Here is a 17,309-nt window from a genome sequence, read left to right on the forward strand (position 1 = left end):
TGCCATCGAGAACGCCGCTGCTTTACGGTTTGCGCGACAAGTCCGGAATCATGACGGCGGCAAATCCGGCGGCATCCTACCGTCTAGTCGCGGTCGCTGTGCACCTATAAGGTGCGCAGCGACCTGTATCGGTGCGAAAAAATGCACCAATAGGGGATTTAAATAGAAAAGTATTGGAAAAATATTAAATAAATCAAGCATTTGTGAGAAAGCACCAAAAACGATCAACTTGGCATGTGCTTTGCTCTATGCTGTGAGTGCAAATTGAATGCCCAGGTGTGGCGTTCGCAACTAGCAACGGTCGTTCACCGGCCACTGATATTCCCTGGAGGAAACCATGTCTGAGCGCACGCTCACTCTGATCAAAGATAACGATGTTCGCTGGGTCGACCTGCGATTTACTGATACACGTGGTAAGGAACAGCACGTCAGCATCCCCTCCAGCGAAGTCGACGACGGATTCTTTGAAGACGGTAAGATGTTTGACGGGTCGTCAATTTCGGGCTGGAAGGGTATCAACGAGTCCGACATGATTCTCATGCCCGACGACACCTCTTCGGTACTCGATCCGTTTACTGACGACGCTACTATCATTGTGCGGTGCGATGTCGTTGAGCCCACCACCATGCAGGGCTACGAGCGCGATCCGCGCAGTGTCGCCAAGCGCGCTGAAGAGTACCTGGCATCGACCGGTATCGGTGATACAGCGTACTTTGGCCCCGAGCCCGAGTTCTTCGTCTTTGACGACGTCAAGTGGCACTCGGATATGAGCGGTGCTGGCTACGCTATTGCCTCTGATGAAGCGGCCTGGTCTTCCAACCACCATTATGATGACGGTAACACCGGGCACCGCCCCGGCGTTAAAGGCGGTTATTTCCCGGTTCCACCGGTCGATTCACTGCATGACATCCGCGCCGCCATGTGTGGTGCCATGGAGCAAATGGGTCTTTCCATCGAGGTACATCACCACGAGGTAGGCACTGCTGGTCAGTGTGAAATCGGCGTCAGGTTTAACACCCTGGTGGCCAAGGCCGACGAAGTACAGATCATGAAGTACTGCGTGCACAACGTCGCACACGCTTACGGCAAGACGGCCACGTTTATGCCCAAGCCGCTGGTTGGCGATAATGGGTCGGGTATGCACGTCCACCAGTCCATTGCCAACGGTGGTGACAATACCTTCGCCGGCGAAGGTTACGCGGGGCTCTCGGAGACCGCACTTTACTACATTGGCGGCATTATCAAGCACGCCCGCGCATTGAATGCATTTACCAATGCATCTACCAACAGCTACAAGCGCCTGGTTCCGGGTTTCGAAGCCCCCGTAATGCTCGCCTACTCCGCGCGCAACCGCTCGGCGTCGATTCGTATTCCCTACGAGCCCTCGCCCAAAGGCAAGCGTGTCGAGGTGCGATTCCCAGATCCAACCGCGAACCCCTATCTTGCCTTCGCTGCCATGCTGATGGCGGGCATTGATGGTATCCAGAACAAGATCCACCCCGGTGAAGCAGCGGACAAGGATCTCTACGACTTGCCCCCAGAGGAAGGTAAAGCGATTCCCACGGTAGCCAGCAGCCTGACCATGGCGCTTGAAGCTCTCGATGCGGATCGTGAATTCCTTACCCGCGGTGGCGTATTCACCGACGATATGATCGACGGTTACATCGCGCTGAAGTCGGAAGAAGTCGAGCGTCTGGACATGACTACTCACCCGGTTGAGTTCGATATGTACTACTCGGTCTGACCCACTGAGATAAGCCACAAAAAAGCCCGCGGTTGCGGGCTTTTTTGTCATCGGGTCGCTACGTAACGGCGAGGCCTGCTGGCGCTTTGCACCATTATGGTGCATGGTGGTGTCTGGTTATCGTGAGGTTAAGCGTTATGCAGAAGTTGTTGTCTCTTTTTGCAATTGTGGTCGTTATGGCTGCTCCCGCGTTTGGCGTGAGTGCAGATCAGCGGGTTTATAAGTACGTCGATGAGCAGGGCAACGTCGAGTTCAGTGATAAGCCACCGGCTCCTGGCGACAGTGCCGAGCCTGTGGAATTAAATCCTGCCAACCGATCGGCACCACCACCCGATATTGCCAAGCCAGTGGCAAAGGCGCCGGTGGCACGCCCCGAGTACGACACGGTCATTACGGCGCCCAGTGATGGGTCCACCATTCCCATGGGTCCTGGAAACTTTGCGGTCGCGGCGCAGGCCAATCCGGCACTTGCCAGTGGTGAGCGGCTTCAGCTATTGATTGACGGTGCGCCTGTAGGCAAGCCCCAGCGGGGTAGTTCATGGCAACTCAGTAATGTATTTCGCGGCGAGCATAAATTGGTCGTAAAACGCCTGCTGACTTCCGGGGGCGAGCTGGATCGTTCGGAGCCGGTCACCGTTTATGTGCTTAGGCCCTCGATACGCTAATGAGCGATTCATCACTCAAGGTTGTAGCGGCCGACTCGATTACTTTCGGAGCAGGGTGGGGAGGCGTGTCGGTCGACCTGCTGGCCACGGCTGTTGTGCTGGTGGATGGGGACTGGCGGGTGGTCGATATTAATCAGGCCGCGGAGACCTTGTTGGAGATATCGGCGAGTCGGGCACTCAATGCGCGTCTTGATGAAGTACTCGAGCGGGACGCCGGTTGGGAAGATCCCTTGATGCAGGCACGAAACGATATCGTGCCGGTAGTGCGTCGAGGCATAGAATTTCGCCTTCGCGGTGGTAAGGCGCATACCGTCGACCTGACCATATCGCCCATTGAGCGGGGTGTGGAAATCAGTCTGATACTGGAGTTCACCCCTGTCGATCGCATGCATCGCATCAATGAGGGTGCGGGACTCTGGGAGGCGCAAATGAGTTTGCGCGAGGTGGTCCGGGGCCTGGCTCACGAGGTCAAGAACCCTTTGGGCGGCATTCGTGGTGCGGCGCAACTACTGAGTCGCGAGTTACCCGATCCTGCATTGCTGGAATACACCACTGTGATTATGTCGGAAGTGGATCGGTTGAAGGCCCTGGTCGACCGCTTGCTGGGTCCCCGCGAGCAGCTGACGCCGGCGCCGATGAATATTCATGAGATTCTCGAGCGCGTCCGTCGTTTGATTACGGCGGAAGCAGGGGGACGCATCAGGCTGGTCCGGGACTACGACCCCAGCCTCCCTGAATTCGAGGCCGACCAGGGCCAGTTGACCCAGGCGGTGTTGAATATCGCCAAGAACGCGGTGGAGGCAATGCCTGACGGTGGCATCCTGACCTTCCGCACCCGTGCCCAGCGGCAGTACACCATGGGCGGCAAGCGGCACAAGTTGGTGTGTATGGTGGAAGTTCAGGACAGCGGCACCGGGATCGAACCGGATATGCTCAACCGCCTGTTCCTACCCATGGTGACCGGCCGAGCAGACGGCAGTGGTATTGGTCTGGCGATCGCGCAGACGATAGCAAACCGACACGGTGGTCTCGTTCAATGCGAGAGCCAGCCGGGCGACACACGTTTCACGCTACTCCTGCCAATGGAGGTATGACCAATGACCGCGGGTAATTCGATTTGGGTGGTGGACGATGATCGCTCGATTCGCTGGGTTGTAGAGCGCGCGCTTACGCAGGCCGGGCTGGATTGTCGCAGCTTCAGCGATGCCGATCGCCTGCTCTCCGCCATGGCCACCGAGCGCCCCGATGTGGTTATCAGTGATATTCGAATGCCCGGTACCGATGGATTTGAATTGCTGGCGGTGCTCAAACAGCAGCATCCCAATCTTCCCGTCATTATCACGACTGCGCACTCTGACCTCGACAGTACGGTGACGTCTTACGAGGGTGGCGCCTTCGAATACCTACCGAAACCGTTTGATGTTGATGAAATGGTAGCCACCGTGGAGCGGGCTCGCGTCCACTCGCTGGAGCGAAAGCGACCGGTTGAAGAGCCGCGGGCCGAGGATGATGACACTGGAATCATTGGTAGCGCGCCCAAGATGCAGGAGGTATTCCGCGCTATTGGTAGACTGGCACAAAGCCATATTACCGTTCTCATCAATGGCGAATCAGGCACCGGAAAGGAGTTGGTTGCACGCGCACTGCACGATCACAGCCCCCGCAGGCGTTCACCGTTTATCGCGCTGAACATGGCGGCCATTCCCAAAGAGCTGATGGAATCAGAGCTCTTTGGGCATGAAAAAGGTGCCTTTACCGGTGCTACCAGCCGCCGCGAGGGGCGCTTTGAACAGGCCGATGGCGGTACGCTTTTCCTCGACGAGATCGGCGATATGCCGGCGGATACTCAAACCCGTCTGTTGCGGGTGCTGGCGGATGGCGAGTTTTATCGTGTCGGTGGTATGACCTCGGTGCGAGCCGACGTTCGAATCATTGCGGCGACTCACCAGAATCTCGAATCACTGGTGGCCCGTGGTGACTTCAGGGAAGACCTTTATCATCGGCTCAACGTCATACGGATTCATTTGCCGACCCTTGCTGAGCGACGAGAAGACATACCCCAACTGGCGAAATACTTTCTCGGCCGTGCGGCGGCCGAGCTCGACGTGGAGAGTAAGATTTTGTCCCGCGATGCAGAGCAGTTCCTGGCCGCATTGCCATGGCCTGGCAATGTCCGTCAGTTGGAAAATACCTGCCGCTGGCTCACGGTAATGGCCGCGGGCAGCGAGATACTGCTCAGTGATTTACCACCTGAATTGCTGAGTCCCAGCGAAGAAAAACCCACGCTTCAGGGCGATGACTGGCGGCAGGCTTTGACCGCCTGGGTGACCGGGCGTCTGTCTGCCGGGGAGTCCAAGGTACTGAGAACTGCCCTGCCTGCTTTCGAGCAGATCATGATCGAATGCGCGCTCCAGTACACCGGGGGGCGTCGTGCCGAGGCCGCCGAATTACTGGGCTGGGGCAGAAACACCTTGACCCGGAAACTGAAGGAGCTGGAAGCCGGAGACGGGTTGGATAACAGCTCCGGCTAGCAGGAGACTCAGTTTACGGCGCTGGGATCCTGCTGCGCGGCTTGTTGCTGGGCGACAGCCTGACGGTAAAGTGCGTCAAAGTTGACGGGGGCCAGCATCAGGGCCGGAAAACCTCCCTTGACCACTAGTGCATCTATATTCTCGCGCGCGTAGGGAAACAGGATGTTGGGGGCAACGGTGGCAAGCACCTGTCGTAGCGACTCACCTTCAATGCCTTGTACATTAAATATTCCCGCCTGCTGCACTTCGACCAGAAAAGCCGTGTCTTCTTCCATCTTGGCGGTCACTGTGAGCGTCAGAACAACCTCGTGATTGCCTTCTTCGTCGACCGTTGAGCTCTTGGTATTGAGGTCAACATTGACCGAAGGCTGGTACTGGGTTCGAAAGATATTGGGCGTCGACGGGGACTCAAACGAGACGTCTTTGGTGTAGATTCGCTGAAGGTTAAACTGTTGTTGCCCTTGTTGATCTTGCGCGGCGGCTTGTTCTTCTGCCATTACATAGTTCTCCTTTGGGTAAAAAATTCAGGCGGTTGAGCTGAGAAGCTGATCGAGCATACCGTCCCGTTCTGATGCATAAAGCTGGTCGCAGCCACCGATATGGGTATCACCCACCCAGATCTGGGGCACGGTAGAGCGGCCCGCCCGCTGGGTCATTTCGTGGCGTCGCGCATTGTCGTTGTCCACGGGGATCTCCTCATAGACCACGTCTTTTTTGTCCAGCAACTGTTTCGCACGGATGCAGAATGGACAGAAGCGTGTGGTGTAAATCACCACCGGGGCCTGAATACTCATTCGGACACCACCGGCAACTTTTGTGCCTGCCACTCCATCATTCCTCCCGACATCTTGTGCGCTCGGGTAAAGCCCAGGCCGCGCAGGGTTTTGGTAGCGCTACCGGCACTTTGGCCCAGCTTGCAGACCACGATCACCGGCTTTTCCTGATATTTCTCCAGTTCTCCAACCCTTCCAGCCAATTTGGTGAGCGGCACGTGCACTGCATCGACAATATGGCTCTTCTTGAATTCGGCGCCATCACGGATATCGAGAAACACCCCCTCTTCGCTGTTGACCATATTAATGGCCTGTTGACAGCTTACTGCCGGACCGGCTTTGCGCTTTTCATGAAGAAAAAGCATCGTCAGCGTCGCGGCAAGCGCAAGCACCAACAGCCATTCTTGGGTAATAAACTGTATTAACAGGTCGAACTGCACAGGGAATATCTCGATCGGTGGGGCGCGATTGGATGCTCGCACTCGAAAACGGCGCCGAGTATAAAGGTTTCCATCGTCCCGCTCCAGCGTATTACTGCCAGCGCCTGGGCCATGAGCCAAGGATCGGCATGGTCACTCGCGATCAGTGATGGCACTAAGTCCCAAGATAGCCAGCCGGTACTCTGCTACACTCCGCGCCGCAATTCGAGCCAGTCCCCTCCCGAGAGAGCCCAACCGTGATCAGCCAACTCAGAAACATCGCCATTATCGCGCACGTCGACCATGGAAAAACGACACTCGTCGACTGCCTGTTGCAGCAATCGGGTACGCTTGACCGCAAAAACGCTGATGCCGAGCGCATCATGGACTCCAACGATCAGGAGCGTGAGCGCGGAATTACCATTCTGGCGAAGAATACGGCGATTCGCTGGCGGGATTATCGGATCAATATCGTCGATACTCCGGGGCACGCCGATTTCGGCGGCGAAGTCGAGCGGGTACTGTCCATGGTTGACTCGGTACTACTGCTGGTTGATGCCGTTGATGGCCCGATGCCCCAGACCCGTTTCGTCACTTCAAAAGCTTTTGAGCGCGGCCTGCGACCCATTGTTGTGGTTAACAAGGTCGATCGCCCGGGTGCCCGGCCGGACTGGGTTGTCGATCAGGTGTTCGATTTGTTCGACACACTCGGTGCTACAGAGGAACAGCTCGATTTTCCTGTGATTTACGCCTCCGCCATCAACGGGGTTTCCGGTGACGACCACGAAGCAATGGCTGATGATATGACCCCCTTGTTCGAAGCGGTCATTGAGCATGTCGATCCGCCCAGGGTGAATGCGGACGGGCCACTGCAGCTGCAGATCAGCGCCCTGGATTACAACAGTTACGTCGGTGTTATCGGCGTTGGACGTATTACCCGGGGTGTAATTGCGCCCAACACGAACGTCGTGGTTGTTGATGTCGAGGGTGCCGAGCGCAACGGCCGTGTACTTCAGGTTATGGGTTATCACGGCCTGGAGCGGGTTGCCGTTGATCACGCTGAGGCCGGCGATATTGTTTGCGTCACTGGTATAGAGGCGCTCAATATTTCCGATACGCTGTGCACGCCGGGCGCGGTCGAAGTATTGCCGCCGCTGAGTGTCGATGAGCCGACGGTGAGTATGACGTTTCAGGTCAACGACTCGCCGTTCGCGGGGAAGGAGGGCAAGTACGTCACCTCGCGTAATCTGCGCGAGCGTCTCGATCGCGAGCTGATTCACAATGTGGCACTTCGGGTAGAGCAGGGCGATAGCCCCGACAAATTCAAGGTGTCCGGGCGCGGTGAGCTTCATTTGTCAGTACTGATCGAGGGTATGCGTCGCGAGGGCTTTGAGCTGGGCGTTTCCCGTCCGGAAGTCATTCAGAAAGAGATTGATGGACAGCTTTGCGAACCCTACGAAAACCTGGTTGTTGATTGCGAAGACGCGCACCAGGGTAGCGTTATGGAAGAGCTTGGTCATCGGCGGGCGGATCTGCGCAACCTGATACCTGACGGAACCGGGCGCGTACGTCTCGAATTTATTGTCCCGGCACGCGGTTTGATCGGTTTCCGGTCCCTGTTTATGACGCTGACTTCGGGCAGCGGCATCCTGACCCACGTGTTCGATCATTACGGGCCGGTTTCCAAGGCGGAACTGGCAGCGCGTAACAACGGCGTGCTGGTTTCCATGGTCAGCGGCAAGACCCTCGCTTATGCGCTTTTCAATCTTCAGGATCGCGGGCGCTTGTTTATCGGTCCCAATATTGATGTTTATGAGGGACAGATTATTGGTCTGCATACCCGTGGGAATGATCTGGTTGTCAATCCGACCAAGGCGAAGCAGCTGACCAATGTCAGGGCATCGGGGACCGACGAGGCTTTGACTCTCACGCCCGCGGTGGCGCACTCGCTGGAGCAGGCGCTCGAGTTTATCGATGATGATGAACTGGTCGAGGTTACTCCCGACAGTATCCGTCTGCGCAAAAAACTCCTGCTCGAATATGAGCGCAAGCGCGCATCGCGCAGCGCCTGATCAGAAGGTGAGTAGCATCTCGAGGTGGGGTATACCGTCCTCATCGTAGGGACCGCGCACCGTGCGAAAGCCATGTGATTGGTAAAGGCCCTCCAGGTGGGCCTGGGCGCTGATTCTGACACCGCCTCCAAACTCTGCGCGACAAAAAGCCAGGCCGTGCTGCATGAGGATGTGGCCTAATCCCTCACCGCGCCAGTTAATATCGGTGACCACCCGGCCTATCGACGGTTCCACATAACTCACCCCGGGAGCCACCACGCGAAGTGTGGCGATCAGTTTACCGTCAGCGTGGCCGCACAAATGCCAGCTTGAACCATCTTTGTGGTCCGGATCGACGTAGGGGCAGTCCTGCTCGACTACGAATACCTCGGCGCGGAGTCTTAAAACCTCGTGCCACTCCCGGGCGGTGAAGGTATCAAAATGCCGCCAGTGCCAGTTGATATCGTTGGCCTTGGACATGAAATGGGCTCTCCAGCTGTTAACAATTGCACTCGGAGTGGGTTTTCATGGCCGCTCCCAGCGCCGTCGGTTAGGATACGGCTTAGAGTCATCCAAGGGTAGATGCGCACCATGTTGGCGACAGCACAATCGGGGTCAGACTTCCAGGCGCTGAATGAATCGGCCAAGGCCGCTGTGCGGGATGTTTTTTCCAGGCTTTCCATCAGCGGGCGGGAGCTCGACATGCCACCCATGGGGTCGGGTGACTACAAGGCGCTCGATGGCAACTGTGTGGCGGTGGTCATCAGCGGGCATGTATCGGTGGTGCAAGGTCATACGGTGATCGGAGTATTTGATGGGGGCGATCTGCTGCTGCCCGACACCAACGTTATCGGGCCGGGCTCTGCGCCTTTGCGTTATGGTTCCGAATCGGGCGCTCATGTTCGGTTGTATCAGCGAGATCAGGTCGAGTCGGCGATTGCCAGTGAGCCGGCCACTATCGAGGCCTGGAACCGGGCACTAATTCTCCAGATCACCACCATCTTGCGACTCAACGCGCTGCATATCCGCGAAACGGTGGGCGAGGGGCTGACTACGGAGCTGTTTTCCGCGGGGAAAATCATTATTGCCCAGGGAGCCCCGGCGGATGATGTGTTTTCCATGATTGATGGACTGGCGCAGGTTCTGGTGAATGACCAGCCTGTCGCCGAGCTGCGACCTGGAGAATTGTTCGGTACGATGGCTGCCCTAATGGGTAGTCATCGCCGGGCTACTGTGCGCGCGATCGAGGACTGTAAGGTCGTCAGACTACCCAAAGATCATTTTTTTGAACTGATCCGCTCGCGGCCGAATGCAGTCCACGGGCTATTGGTCGATATGGCCAGTTCGATCAACGAATTGAACGAAGAGGTTGTGCGGCTTCGTGAACAATTGAACCACACCACTAACGCCTGAACCGGGGTTCCATGACTGATGTAATTGCTGGGCCGTTATCGGTCGAGACGCTCTCAATGCGCGATTACGCTGAGAAGGCGTATCTCGATTATTCGATGTATGTCATTCTCGATCGCGCTCTGCCCCATATTGGCGACGGGCTGAAGCCCGTCCAACGACGCATTATCTACGCCATGAGCGAACTTGGCTTGAAGGCCGGTTCGAAATACAAAAAGTCGGCGCGTACTGTGGGCGACGTAATCGGTAAATTTCATCCCCACGGCGACAGCGCCGCCTATGAAGCCATGGTACTGATGGCGCAGGACTTCAGTTATCGCTACCCGCTGGTTGATGGCCAGGGTAACTGGGGCTCGGCCGATGATCCCAAGTCGTTTGCCGCGATGCGCTACACCGAGTCAAAGCTGGCCCGTTATGCCGAAGTGCTGCTCGGGGAGCTTGGTCAGGGCACCGTCGACTGGCAGCCCAATTTCGACGGCACACTCAATGAGCCGGTGGTGCTGCCGGCTCAGGTACCTAATGTGCTGCTCAACGGCACTACCGGTATCGCAGTGGGAATGGCTACCGATGTGCCACCACACAATCTTCGCGAGATCGTCGATGCCACCGTGCATCTGCTCGAGAACCCCAAAGCAACGGTGGCCGACCTCTGTGAGTATGTGAAGGGTCCCGATTACCCGACTGATTCCGAAATCATCACGCCTGAGGATGATCTTCAGGCGATGTACCAGTCCGGCCGTGGCAGCGTGAAAATGCGTGCATCCTGGTCGGTGGAGGACGGTGCCATTGTGGTTAATGCACTTCCCTACCAGGTCTCCGGGTCTCGGGTACTCGAGCAGATTGCGGCGCAAATGCAGGCCAGAAAGCTGCCGATGGTTTCTGATCTCAGGGACGAATCCGATCACGAGCATGCCACCCGCTTCGTCATTGTTCCGCGTTCGAACCGCGTCGATCTCGAGGGGTTGATGTCGCATCTGTTCGCGACAACGGATCTTGAGCGCAACTATCGTGTAAATCTCAATCTCATCGGTATCGACGGTCGGCCCGCGGTAAAAGCGCTCAATGTCATCCTCGGTGAGTGGTTGCGCTTCCGGCGAACCACCGTCCAGCGCCGGCTGGAGCACCGACTCGATCGGGTGAATCGGCGCCTGCATGTTTTGGAAGGCTATCTGATTGCCTACCTCAATATCGATGAGGTCATCCGCATTATCCGCGAAGAGGAGGAGCCCAAGCCTGCGCTAATCGCCCGCTTCGGACTGTCTGATGTTCAGGCAGAAGCCATACTCGATCTTAAGCTGCGCAACCTGGCAAAGCTTGAGGAGATGAAGATTCGTGGCGAGCAGGATGAGCTGGCGGCTGAGCGCGACAAGCTCGAGTTGACCCTCGGTAGTGATGCGCGAATGAAAACACTGATTAAAAAAGAGCTGATGGCGGTTGCTGAGGTTCATGGCGACGAGCGTCGATCACCCATTACTCAGCGTGAAGAGGCCCGGCCTTTCAGCGAGACCGAGCTCGCGAGTTCGGATCCGCTTACCATTGTTCTTTCGGAGATGGGGTGGATACGTGCGGCAAAGGGGCACGATATTGATCCCACCAGTCTGAATTACAAATCCGGCGACGGTTTCAAGCTCGCGGCGCGGGGTAAATCCAATTTACCCACAGTTGTCTTCGATTCGACCGGCCGCGCTTATTCCATTGCCAGTCATGCGTTGCCGTCGGCCCGGGGCCAGGGCGAGCCACTGACCGGAAGAATTAATCCGCCGTCGGGGGCGACGTTCGAGGGCCTGTTAACCGGTGCAGACAGCGATAAGTTCCTTTTAGCCAGCGATGCAGGGTATGGCTTTGTCGCCCGGTTTGCTGACCTGCAATCCAAGAATAAAGCGGGTAAGGCCTGCCTGAATCTGCCGAAAGGTGCTCGCGTGTTACAACCAGCAGCGGTACCACTGGGGGACCAGCTGCTCGTGGCCGCGGTCACCAGTCTTGGCCGCTTGCTGGTTTTCCCGCTATCGGATTTACCCGAAATGGCACGAGGCAAGGGGAACAAGATCATCGGCATTCCCGGGCCCAAAGCGGCGGCGAGGGAAGAAGTGGTAGTGGGTGTATGCGCGATGCGCAGCGATGATGTGCTTGAGGTTACCGCAGGAAAGCAGCATCTCAAGCTCAAGCCTGCTGATCTGGAGCACTACCGCGGTGAACGCGGGCGGCGTGGTAACAAGCTGCCCAAGGGCTTCCAGAAAGTAGCCTCGATGCGAGTGCTCAGCTGACTTTTTCGGGTCGGCGTTCGAGCACGGCTTTGAGTAGAATCTGTAGTTGTCGCTCCAGCAGGTCGCGGTGCCCGTCGGCGAGTGCGCCGAGCACGGCGCCATGATTGTTCGTGTTCTCGACGGTCACCCGCGTCGAGACGTCGATATCACTGGCGGCTTTATCTGACAGGCTGATGCCATCGGGCAGCGATTGAGCAAGGCCCTGAAGCTCGTCGAGGGTGGCCTGTGTGTATAAACCCGGATAGATATCTTCGGCGTCACCATGGCCGAGTTCACTCATACCCACCGCCAACCCCATTTTCAGCGATAGGCGCAGCCGTTCTTCGATGGCAGGGATGGCGTTCTGAATCAGCCAGGCACAGCTCGTGGCGCGCAACGCGGGGCTTCCCACTTTGTGCTCCCCGGAAAAAAATACGGCGAGACCAAATTGACGCACAACCTGCAGGTGGCCACTGTAAAAGCCCTGGGCACCGTAAACCAGTCGATGCAGCAGAAGGATGTAGCGTTGTAGCCGCTTTTCATCAAGGGTGTCGATGTAGTCAGGCAGGCTTTTTAGCTGAATAAAGAGAACCCCGGTGTCATCGTAATGCTCGTCCCCCTGAGCAAGCCCGGTGCTGGGTTTCAGCAGTTCAAGGGGCAGTGCGGCCACCTGCTGGCGAAGCTTGTGAACTTCGTTGGTGGCATCCACGCCTTCGCCGGCCGCTATCGCCAATTCAGCACTCACCGCATCGATGTGCCGCGCGAGCCGCGAACCGAGTGGTCGCGTAATAAGAAATACCGCGATACTGAGAATTACCGAAAGCGCGGACAGCCCGAAGATAAACTGCAAACGCGCCTGGTCCTGAATCTGTGTGTCGATAGTGACGGCTATCGACCCCGCTATATCACCGGCGATGGTGATCGCAGCGCTGTAAGCGTTCTTGCTCAGCGGATTCCCGGCCTTGCCGATAATGGCATCTTCAACGTCGAATACCTGCGCTCCGGCGATGGTGGGCTGCTCGATCAACCGCTGCAGCTCTGCGGCGACACCCAAAAGGTCTCCAGCCGCCAGTTCTACGGAAAGCCTGCGCGCCAGCTGCTGCGCCACTGCCTGACCGAACTCGTCCTGCAATGCGCGTTGGGTATGCGCACTGGACTGTGCAGCGAGCGCGACCAATAACAGCGTGGCGACCAGGCAGCACAGGGCCGCTGTCCATGCCAGCTGATGGCCAAGCGGTAAGCGCTGGAGGCGTTGCGGAATGCTGAACAAATCGAATGATCCTGGGAAAGATGACGAGTATAAACCGAGCGCGGACATGTTGCCTTGTCGCTTGCGCTTCTGCACTATGCACGCGCCCGTTTCTCGTGAAAATCGATGTGAATTTTTCTATGGCCGTATCCACTCACGCGCTCACGCTCATTGTTCCCCGCACCGTTCCCTGCACCGGGGCGCCCGATACTACGCCGGTGGCCGCGTTATTGGCGCGATTTGGCATCGATATCGTCGAGCGTCGAGCGGTTCCCGTGCCGCGCTCGCTTGCTGAACACCGTATCGTCGAAGTCTGGTATTTGGCAGCAGAGGGCGGCGTTGACGGTTTGGCCCAGGAATTCGATCGCCTCGCGGATGATTTGGAAATCGATTTGGTTTTTCAGGCGATGGCGGTGCGCAGGCGACGCTATCGTCTCGCGGTTTTTGACATGGACTCTACCCTCATCCGCTGTGAGGTCATCGACGAGTTGGCGGCACGAGCGGGGGTGGGTGACCGGGTGGCGGCGATTACCGAGCGCGCCATGCGCGGTGAGCTCGATTTCGTTGGCAGTTTTACCGAGCGCCTATCGATGCTTGCGGGTCTCAGTGAGTCGGTCATTGCCGATATTGCGGCAACGCTACCCATTACCGAGGGCATGCCCGAACTCATTACCACCTTGCGCGCACGGGGCATCAGAACCGTGATTCTTTCGGGCGGTTTCAATGTGTTTGCCGAGGAGCTGCAAAGGCGCTTTGGCTTCGAGCAATATCATGCCAATCGGCTTGAGATTGAGGATGGCCGTGTTACCGGGCAGGTAGTCGGTGACATCGTCGATGGCGATAGAAAGGCGGCTTTGCTGCAGCAGATTGCCAGTCGCGAAGGGATCGATCTGGTGGATACTATCGCCGTTGGGGACGGCGCCAATGATTTGAAGATGATTGGTCTTGCGGGACTGGGTGTTGCCTTCGATGCCAAGCCCATTGTGCGCGAGAGCGCACCCTATAACCTGCGCTACTCGGGACTCGATGGTGTGCTCTATTTGTTGGGTGCCCCCAGTGAGGGGCTATAGACCACCGCGACAGCCGTCCATCAATTCCAACCCCGATGTGGCTGGGGTATTATCCACGACGATTTTTTCAAGGATGTCAGTATGGCCAATTACTCAACCAGTGAATTCAAGTCCGGACTCAAGGTGATGCTCGACGGAGACCCCTGTTCCATCGTCGAGAATGAATTTGTAAAGCCGGGCAAGGGCCAGGCGTTCAACCGCGTCAAAATGCGCAACTTGAAGACCGGACGGACCTGGGAGCGCACTTTCAAGTCCGGTGAGTCGTTGGAAGGTGCCGACGTCATGGACCATGCCATGGAGTACCTCTATACCGACGGCGAGTTCTGGTATTTCATGGAACCCACCACCTTTGAACAGCACCAGGCGGACGAGGCTGCTGTGGGTGATGCCAAGCTGTGGCTCACCGATCAGGCTCCCTGTGAGGTGACGTTATACAACGGCACGCCATTGGCTGTGACGGCTCCCAACTTCGTCGAGCTTGAAATCGTTGAGACCGACCCCGGCCTCAAGGGTGATACCGCCCAGGGCGGCAGCAAACCGGCGACGCTGGTCACGGGAGCGGTGGTGCGTGTTCCCCTCTTTATTGCCCAGGGCGAGGTCATCCGTGTCGATACCCGCAGCGGTGAATACGTGAGCCGCGGCGGTAAAAGCTGACGGACAACAGCGCTGACTGGCAGCCGGGAGCCGGGCTCGACGCGCTCCGGGTCCGGGCTGAATCGCTGGCGACGATACGCCGGTTTTTTGCTACCCGGGGGGTGATGGAGGTCGAGACACCGCTGCTCGCGTCCGCCGGAGTGACTGATCCGGCACTCGAGCCAATCAGGGTGCCCTGCGCTGACGGAGAGCGGTTTTTACAAACCTCCCCCGAGTACGCCATGAAGCGCCTGTTGGCGGCGGGCAGCGGGGATATCTTCCAGATTTGCAAAGCCTTCCGGGCGGCCGAAGTCGGCCGTCGCCACAACCCGGAATATACCCTGCTGGAGTGGTACCGGACTGGCATAGACCATTATCAGTTGCTTCGCGAGGTGGCTGAACTGTTACTCACACTCCTGCCCCATCAGCGCTGGCAGGTCTGGCCTTACGCCACGCTTTTCGAAGAACTACTGGCGATCAACCCCTTTGATGCGGAGGTCGCTGTACTGGAGACAATCGCGCGGGAACAATGCGGTGAAGTACCCCCTGCACTCAGTCGCGATGGGTGGCTCGATCTATTGATGAGCCATTGTATTGAACCGGCGATTTCCACCTGGGGTATTGTCTTTGTGGTCGATTACCCGCCCAGTCAGGCCTCGCTGGCGAGGATACTGCCGCGAGGTGAGTGCTGCGCCACCGCGGCGCGTTTTGAATGCTATGTCGATGGTGTGGAATTGGCCAACGGGTATTGGGAGGAAACCGACGCGGTCGAGTTGAAACGGCGATTTGACGACGACAATGCCCGGTTGACTGCTGCAGGGCAGCCGGCCCGATGTTTGGACCCCCGTTTTATGGCGGCGATGGCGTCGGGATTGCCTGACTGCGCTGGTGTCGCGCTCGGGCTGGACCGGCTGCTCGCCTGCCAGCTGGGCACCCGGAATCTGTCGGGAATACTCGCTTTCGACTGGCACCGAAGCTGACCCGCCTTCGACTTCCTGGTTCACGCGAACCGCTCATGCGGCCTACGTGTTCATTCACTAAAGTGGAAAACCGCTGTGCAGCGCAGAGGCCGGCGTTTTACCCGCAAACGTAAGCCTTAGGCCGGTGCAGTTTGTGGCACCGCTGGTTTCTGACCGATCACCAGATAGCCGAGCAGAATGGCGATGAGCGGGCAGACATAATTAAAAACGGTGTAGGGCAGGTAATCGATGGTGGCTACGCCCAGCGTTGCACTCATATAGGCGCCACAGGTATTCCACGGGATGAGTACTGAAGTCAGCGTCGCGGAGTCCTCGAGTGATCGCGACAGATTCAGCCGGCTAAGGCCCCTCGCGTCGTAGGCGGAGGTGAATAGTCGGCCGGGCAATGCCAATGCAAGAAACTGGTCCGCAGCCAACATATTGGTTACGACTCCGCCGGTAATGGTGGCGAGTACGAGATCGCCGGTGCTTTTGACGCGAGTGAGCACCACATCGAGTAGCTCTTTCAGGATACCGGTGCGCTCCAGAATGCCACCAAACCCGAGCGCGGTAATAATCAGCCACACCGTGTTGAGCATGCTCGCCATCCCGCCTTTGCTCAGGAGCTCGTTCAATGCGGGATCAGCACTGGTACCCACATAGCCGCTAAAAAGCACCATCCACAAACCCTCTATTACGGGCATCGTGGACTCCGGGTTAGCACTGAGCGTCAGTTCTTTCACGGCTTCGGGCTGGAAAATAGCGGCGATCACGCAGCCAACGACAGTCGATAACAGTATTGCCGGATAGGCGGGGACACGAAATGTGACCAGCAGTAGCATCCCCGCCAGCGGGATCAGTAGGTGTGGGCCGATGCCGAATTGGGCATCGAGGGCATTGCGAAGCGCGATAATGTCTTCGGGTGGGCGGGACACCGAACTGTCCATGGTGAGGAACACCACCATGGCGATGGTAAACGCCGGTACGGTGGTCCAGAGCATGTGTTTAATGTGTGAGAAGAGGTCGACCCCGGCGCAGGCGGCGGCAAGATTCGTGGTGTCAGACAGCGGCGATAATTTATCGCCAAAGTAGGCGCCGGCGATAATGGCTCCGGCGGTGATGGCAGGGGACATACCAAAGCTGTTGGCGATCGCCACAAGGCCTATTCCCAGTGTTCCGGCAACGGTCCAGGAGCTACCGATACTGACCGCGGCAAAGGCACAGATGACTGCACAGGCGGCATAAAAAATATCGGGATTGAGCAGGGCAACGCCGTAATAGATCATCGCCGGTACTGTGCCGGCGATGATCCAGCTTCCGATCAGCGCGCCCACGGCGAGCAGTATCAAGGTGGGAGTGAGACCGACGCGGATCCCTGACGTGATGCCGTCCTGGAGGTCATCCCAGCTCTGGCCACGATACAGCCCAACGAGCGCGGCGGCGCCGGTGGCTACCACCAGCGCTATTTGATTGGGTCCGTACGACGCATCCGAGCCAAAAAGCTGTACCGCTGAAAACAACATACCCACCAGTAGCGCGATGGGTAACAGGCTGATTAACAC

The 17,309-nt window shown here is 57.6% G+C and carries 16 protein-coding genes; 10 read left to right on the plus strand and 6 right to left on the minus strand.

What is annotated here, in order from left to right; genetic code table 11:
• The first annotated feature begins 337 nt into the window (after window positions 1–337).
• The 4 genes from glnA (at window position 338) to ntrC (ending at window position 4,940) form a co-directional block, all read left to right on the plus strand.
• On the plus strand, window positions 338–1,744 hold the full coding sequence (gene glnA, locus NOR51B_RS04985; protein ID WP_009019428.1) for a glutamate--ammonia ligase: 1,407 nt from the start codon (window positions 338–340) through the stop codon (window positions 1,742–1,744).
• 137 nt (window positions 1,745–1,881) lie between these two features.
• A complete protein-coding gene (locus tag NOR51B_RS04990; RefSeq protein WP_009021081.1) occupies window positions 1,882–2,409 on the plus strand; it encodes a DUF4124 domain-containing protein in 528 nt (175 codons plus the stop codon).
• Complete coding sequence (gene glnL / locus NOR51B_RS04995) at window positions 2,409–3,503, plus strand: nitrogen regulation protein NR(II) (RefSeq protein ID WP_009019668.1); 1,095 nt, start codon at window positions 2,409–2,411, stop codon at window positions 3,501–3,503. Before NOR51B_RS04990 ends, glnL begins: the two co-directional genes overlap by 1 nt.
• Before the next feature lie 3 nt (window positions 3,504–3,506).
• Window positions 3,507–4,940: a nitrogen regulation protein NR(I) gene (gene ntrC, locus NOR51B_RS05000; RefSeq protein WP_009018824.1), complete on the plus strand. Its 1,434-nt coding sequence runs from the start codon at window positions 3,507–3,509 to the stop codon at window positions 4,938–4,940.
• 8 nt (window positions 4,941–4,948) lie between these two features.
• Here the strand turns inward: ntrC and secB are convergent, their stop codons facing one another.
• From secB to NOR51B_RS05015, 3 genes are read right to left on the minus strand one after another with little or no spacing between them, the layout of a single operon-like run.
• Window positions 4,949–5,437 carry a protein-export chaperone SecB gene (gene secB / locus NOR51B_RS05005; protein ID WP_009019683.1) on the minus strand — a complete coding sequence of 163 codons (489 nt, stop codon included), beginning with the start codon at window positions 5,435–5,437 and terminating at the stop codon, window positions 4,949–4,951.
• A gap of 27 nt (window positions 5,438–5,464) precedes the next feature.
• Window positions 5,465–5,734, minus strand: coding sequence for a glutaredoxin 3 (gene grxC, locus NOR51B_RS05010; protein WP_009019921.1), 270 nt, complete (start codon window positions 5,732–5,734; stop codon window positions 5,465–5,467).
• Window positions 5,731–6,195 (minus strand): rhodanese-like domain-containing protein, encoded by a 465-nt coding sequence (locus tag NOR51B_RS05015; protein ID WP_230198405.1) that lies wholly within the window; start codon window positions 6,193–6,195, stop codon window positions 5,731–5,733. The genes grxC and NOR51B_RS05015 overlap by 4 nt, the downstream gene beginning before the upstream one ends.
• 194 nt (window positions 6,196–6,389) lie before the next feature.
• Here NOR51B_RS05015 and typA point away from each other — a divergent pair, with 194 nt between their 5' ends.
• Complete coding sequence (gene typA / locus NOR51B_RS05020) at window positions 6,390–8,204, plus strand: translational GTPase TypA (protein ID WP_009020601.1); 1,815 nt, start codon at window positions 6,390–6,392, stop codon at window positions 8,202–8,204.
• Here typA and NOR51B_RS05025 read toward each other — a convergent pair whose 3' ends face one another.
• The gene (locus NOR51B_RS05025) at window positions 8,205–8,663 is read right to left on the minus strand and encodes a GNAT family N-acetyltransferase (RefSeq protein WP_040481800.1); all 459 of its coding nucleotides are present in this window, start codon (window positions 8,661–8,663) and stop codon (window positions 8,205–8,207) included.
• A gap of 111 nt (window positions 8,664–8,774) precedes the next feature.
• On the opposite strand from NOR51B_RS05025, the gene NOR51B_RS14845 reads away from it, so the two are divergent.
• On the plus strand, window positions 8,775–9,596 hold the full coding sequence (locus NOR51B_RS14845) for a cyclic nucleotide-binding domain-containing protein (protein ID WP_195891467.1): 822 nt from the start codon (window positions 8,775–8,777) through the stop codon (window positions 9,594–9,596).
• An 11-nt stretch (window positions 9,597–9,607) separates the two neighbouring features.
• Entirely contained in the window at window positions 9,608–11,857 is a 2,250-nt protein-coding gene (gene parC, locus NOR51B_RS05035) for a DNA topoisomerase IV subunit A (RefSeq protein ID WP_009018813.1), read from the plus strand.
• Here the strand turns inward: parC and NOR51B_RS05040 are convergent.
• A complete protein-coding gene (locus NOR51B_RS05040; protein WP_009020695.1) occupies window positions 11,850–13,106 on the minus strand; it encodes a hypothetical protein in 1,257 nt (418 codons plus the stop codon). The genes parC and NOR51B_RS05040 overlap by 8 nt on opposite strands.
• Before the next feature lie 107 nt (window positions 13,107–13,213).
• On the opposite strand from NOR51B_RS05040, the gene serB reads away from it, so the two are divergent.
• The 3 genes from serB (at window position 13,214) to epmA (ending at window position 15,768) form a co-directional block, all read left to right on the plus strand.
• Entirely contained in the window at window positions 13,214–14,155 is a 942-nt protein-coding gene (gene serB / locus NOR51B_RS05045) for a phosphoserine phosphatase SerB (protein ID WP_230198406.1), read from the plus strand.
• A gap of 81 nt (window positions 14,156–14,236) precedes the next feature.
• Window positions 14,237–14,809, plus strand: a complete 573-nt coding sequence (efp, locus tag NOR51B_RS05050) for an elongation factor P (RefSeq protein ID WP_009020766.1) — start codon at window positions 14,237–14,239, stop codon at window positions 14,807–14,809.
• Window positions 14,806–15,768, plus strand: a complete 963-nt coding sequence (epmA, locus tag NOR51B_RS05055; RefSeq protein ID WP_040481802.1) for an EF-P lysine aminoacylase EpmA — start codon at window positions 14,806–14,808, stop codon at window positions 15,766–15,768. Before efp ends, epmA begins: the two co-directional genes overlap by 4 nt.
• Window positions 15,769–15,884: 116 nt before the next feature.
• On the opposite strand, the gene nhaC is transcribed toward epmA, so the two are convergent.
• On the minus strand, window positions 15,885–17,309 hold the full coding sequence (nhaC, locus tag NOR51B_RS05060) for a Na+/H+ antiporter NhaC (RefSeq protein WP_009020000.1): 1,425 nt from the start codon (window positions 17,307–17,309) through the stop codon (window positions 15,885–15,887).

The organism is Luminiphilus syltensis NOR5-1B (assembly GCF_000158175.1).
Classification (GTDB): Bacteria; Pseudomonadota; Gammaproteobacteria; order Pseudomonadales; family Halieaceae; genus Luminiphilus; species Luminiphilus syltensis.

What these genes read in the sequence shown, in the direction of transcription:
- glnA (WP_009019428.1), top strand. Translation starts at nt 338, where the DNA reads ATGTCTGAGCGCACGCTCACTCTGATCAAAGATAACGATGTTCGCTGG.
- NOR51B_RS04990 (WP_009021081.1), top strand. Translation starts at nt 1,882, where the DNA reads ATGCAGAAGTTGTTGTCTCTTTTTGCAATTGTGGTCGTTATGGCTGCT.
- glnL (WP_009019668.1), top strand. Translation starts at nt 2,409, where the DNA reads ATGAGCGATTCATCACTCAAGGTTGTAGCGGCCGACTCGATTACTTTC.
- ntrC (WP_009018824.1), top strand. Translation starts at nt 3,507, where the DNA reads ATGACCGCGGGTAATTCGATTTGGGTGGTGGACGATGATCGCTCGATT.
- secB (WP_009019683.1), bottom strand. Translation starts at nt 5,437, where the DNA reads ATGGCAGAAGAACAAGCCGCCGCGCAAGATCAACAAGGGCAACAACAG.
- grxC (WP_009019921.1), bottom strand. Translation starts at nt 5,734, where the DNA reads ATGAGTATTCAGGCCCCGGTGGTGATTTACACCACACGCTTCTGTCCA.
- NOR51B_RS05025 (WP_040481800.1), bottom strand. Translation starts at nt 8,663, where the DNA reads ATGTCCAAGGCCAACGATATCAACTGGCACTGGCGGCATTTTGATACC.
- NOR51B_RS14845 (WP_195891467.1), top strand. Translation starts at nt 8,775, where the DNA reads ATGTTGGCGACAGCACAATCGGGGTCAGACTTCCAGGCGCTGAATGAA.
- parC (WP_009018813.1), top strand. Translation starts at nt 9,608, where the DNA reads ATGACTGATGTAATTGCTGGGCCGTTATCGGTCGAGACGCTCTCAATG.
- efp (WP_009020766.1), top strand. Translation starts at nt 14,237, where the DNA reads ATGGCCAATTACTCAACCAGTGAATTCAAGTCCGGACTCAAGGTGATG.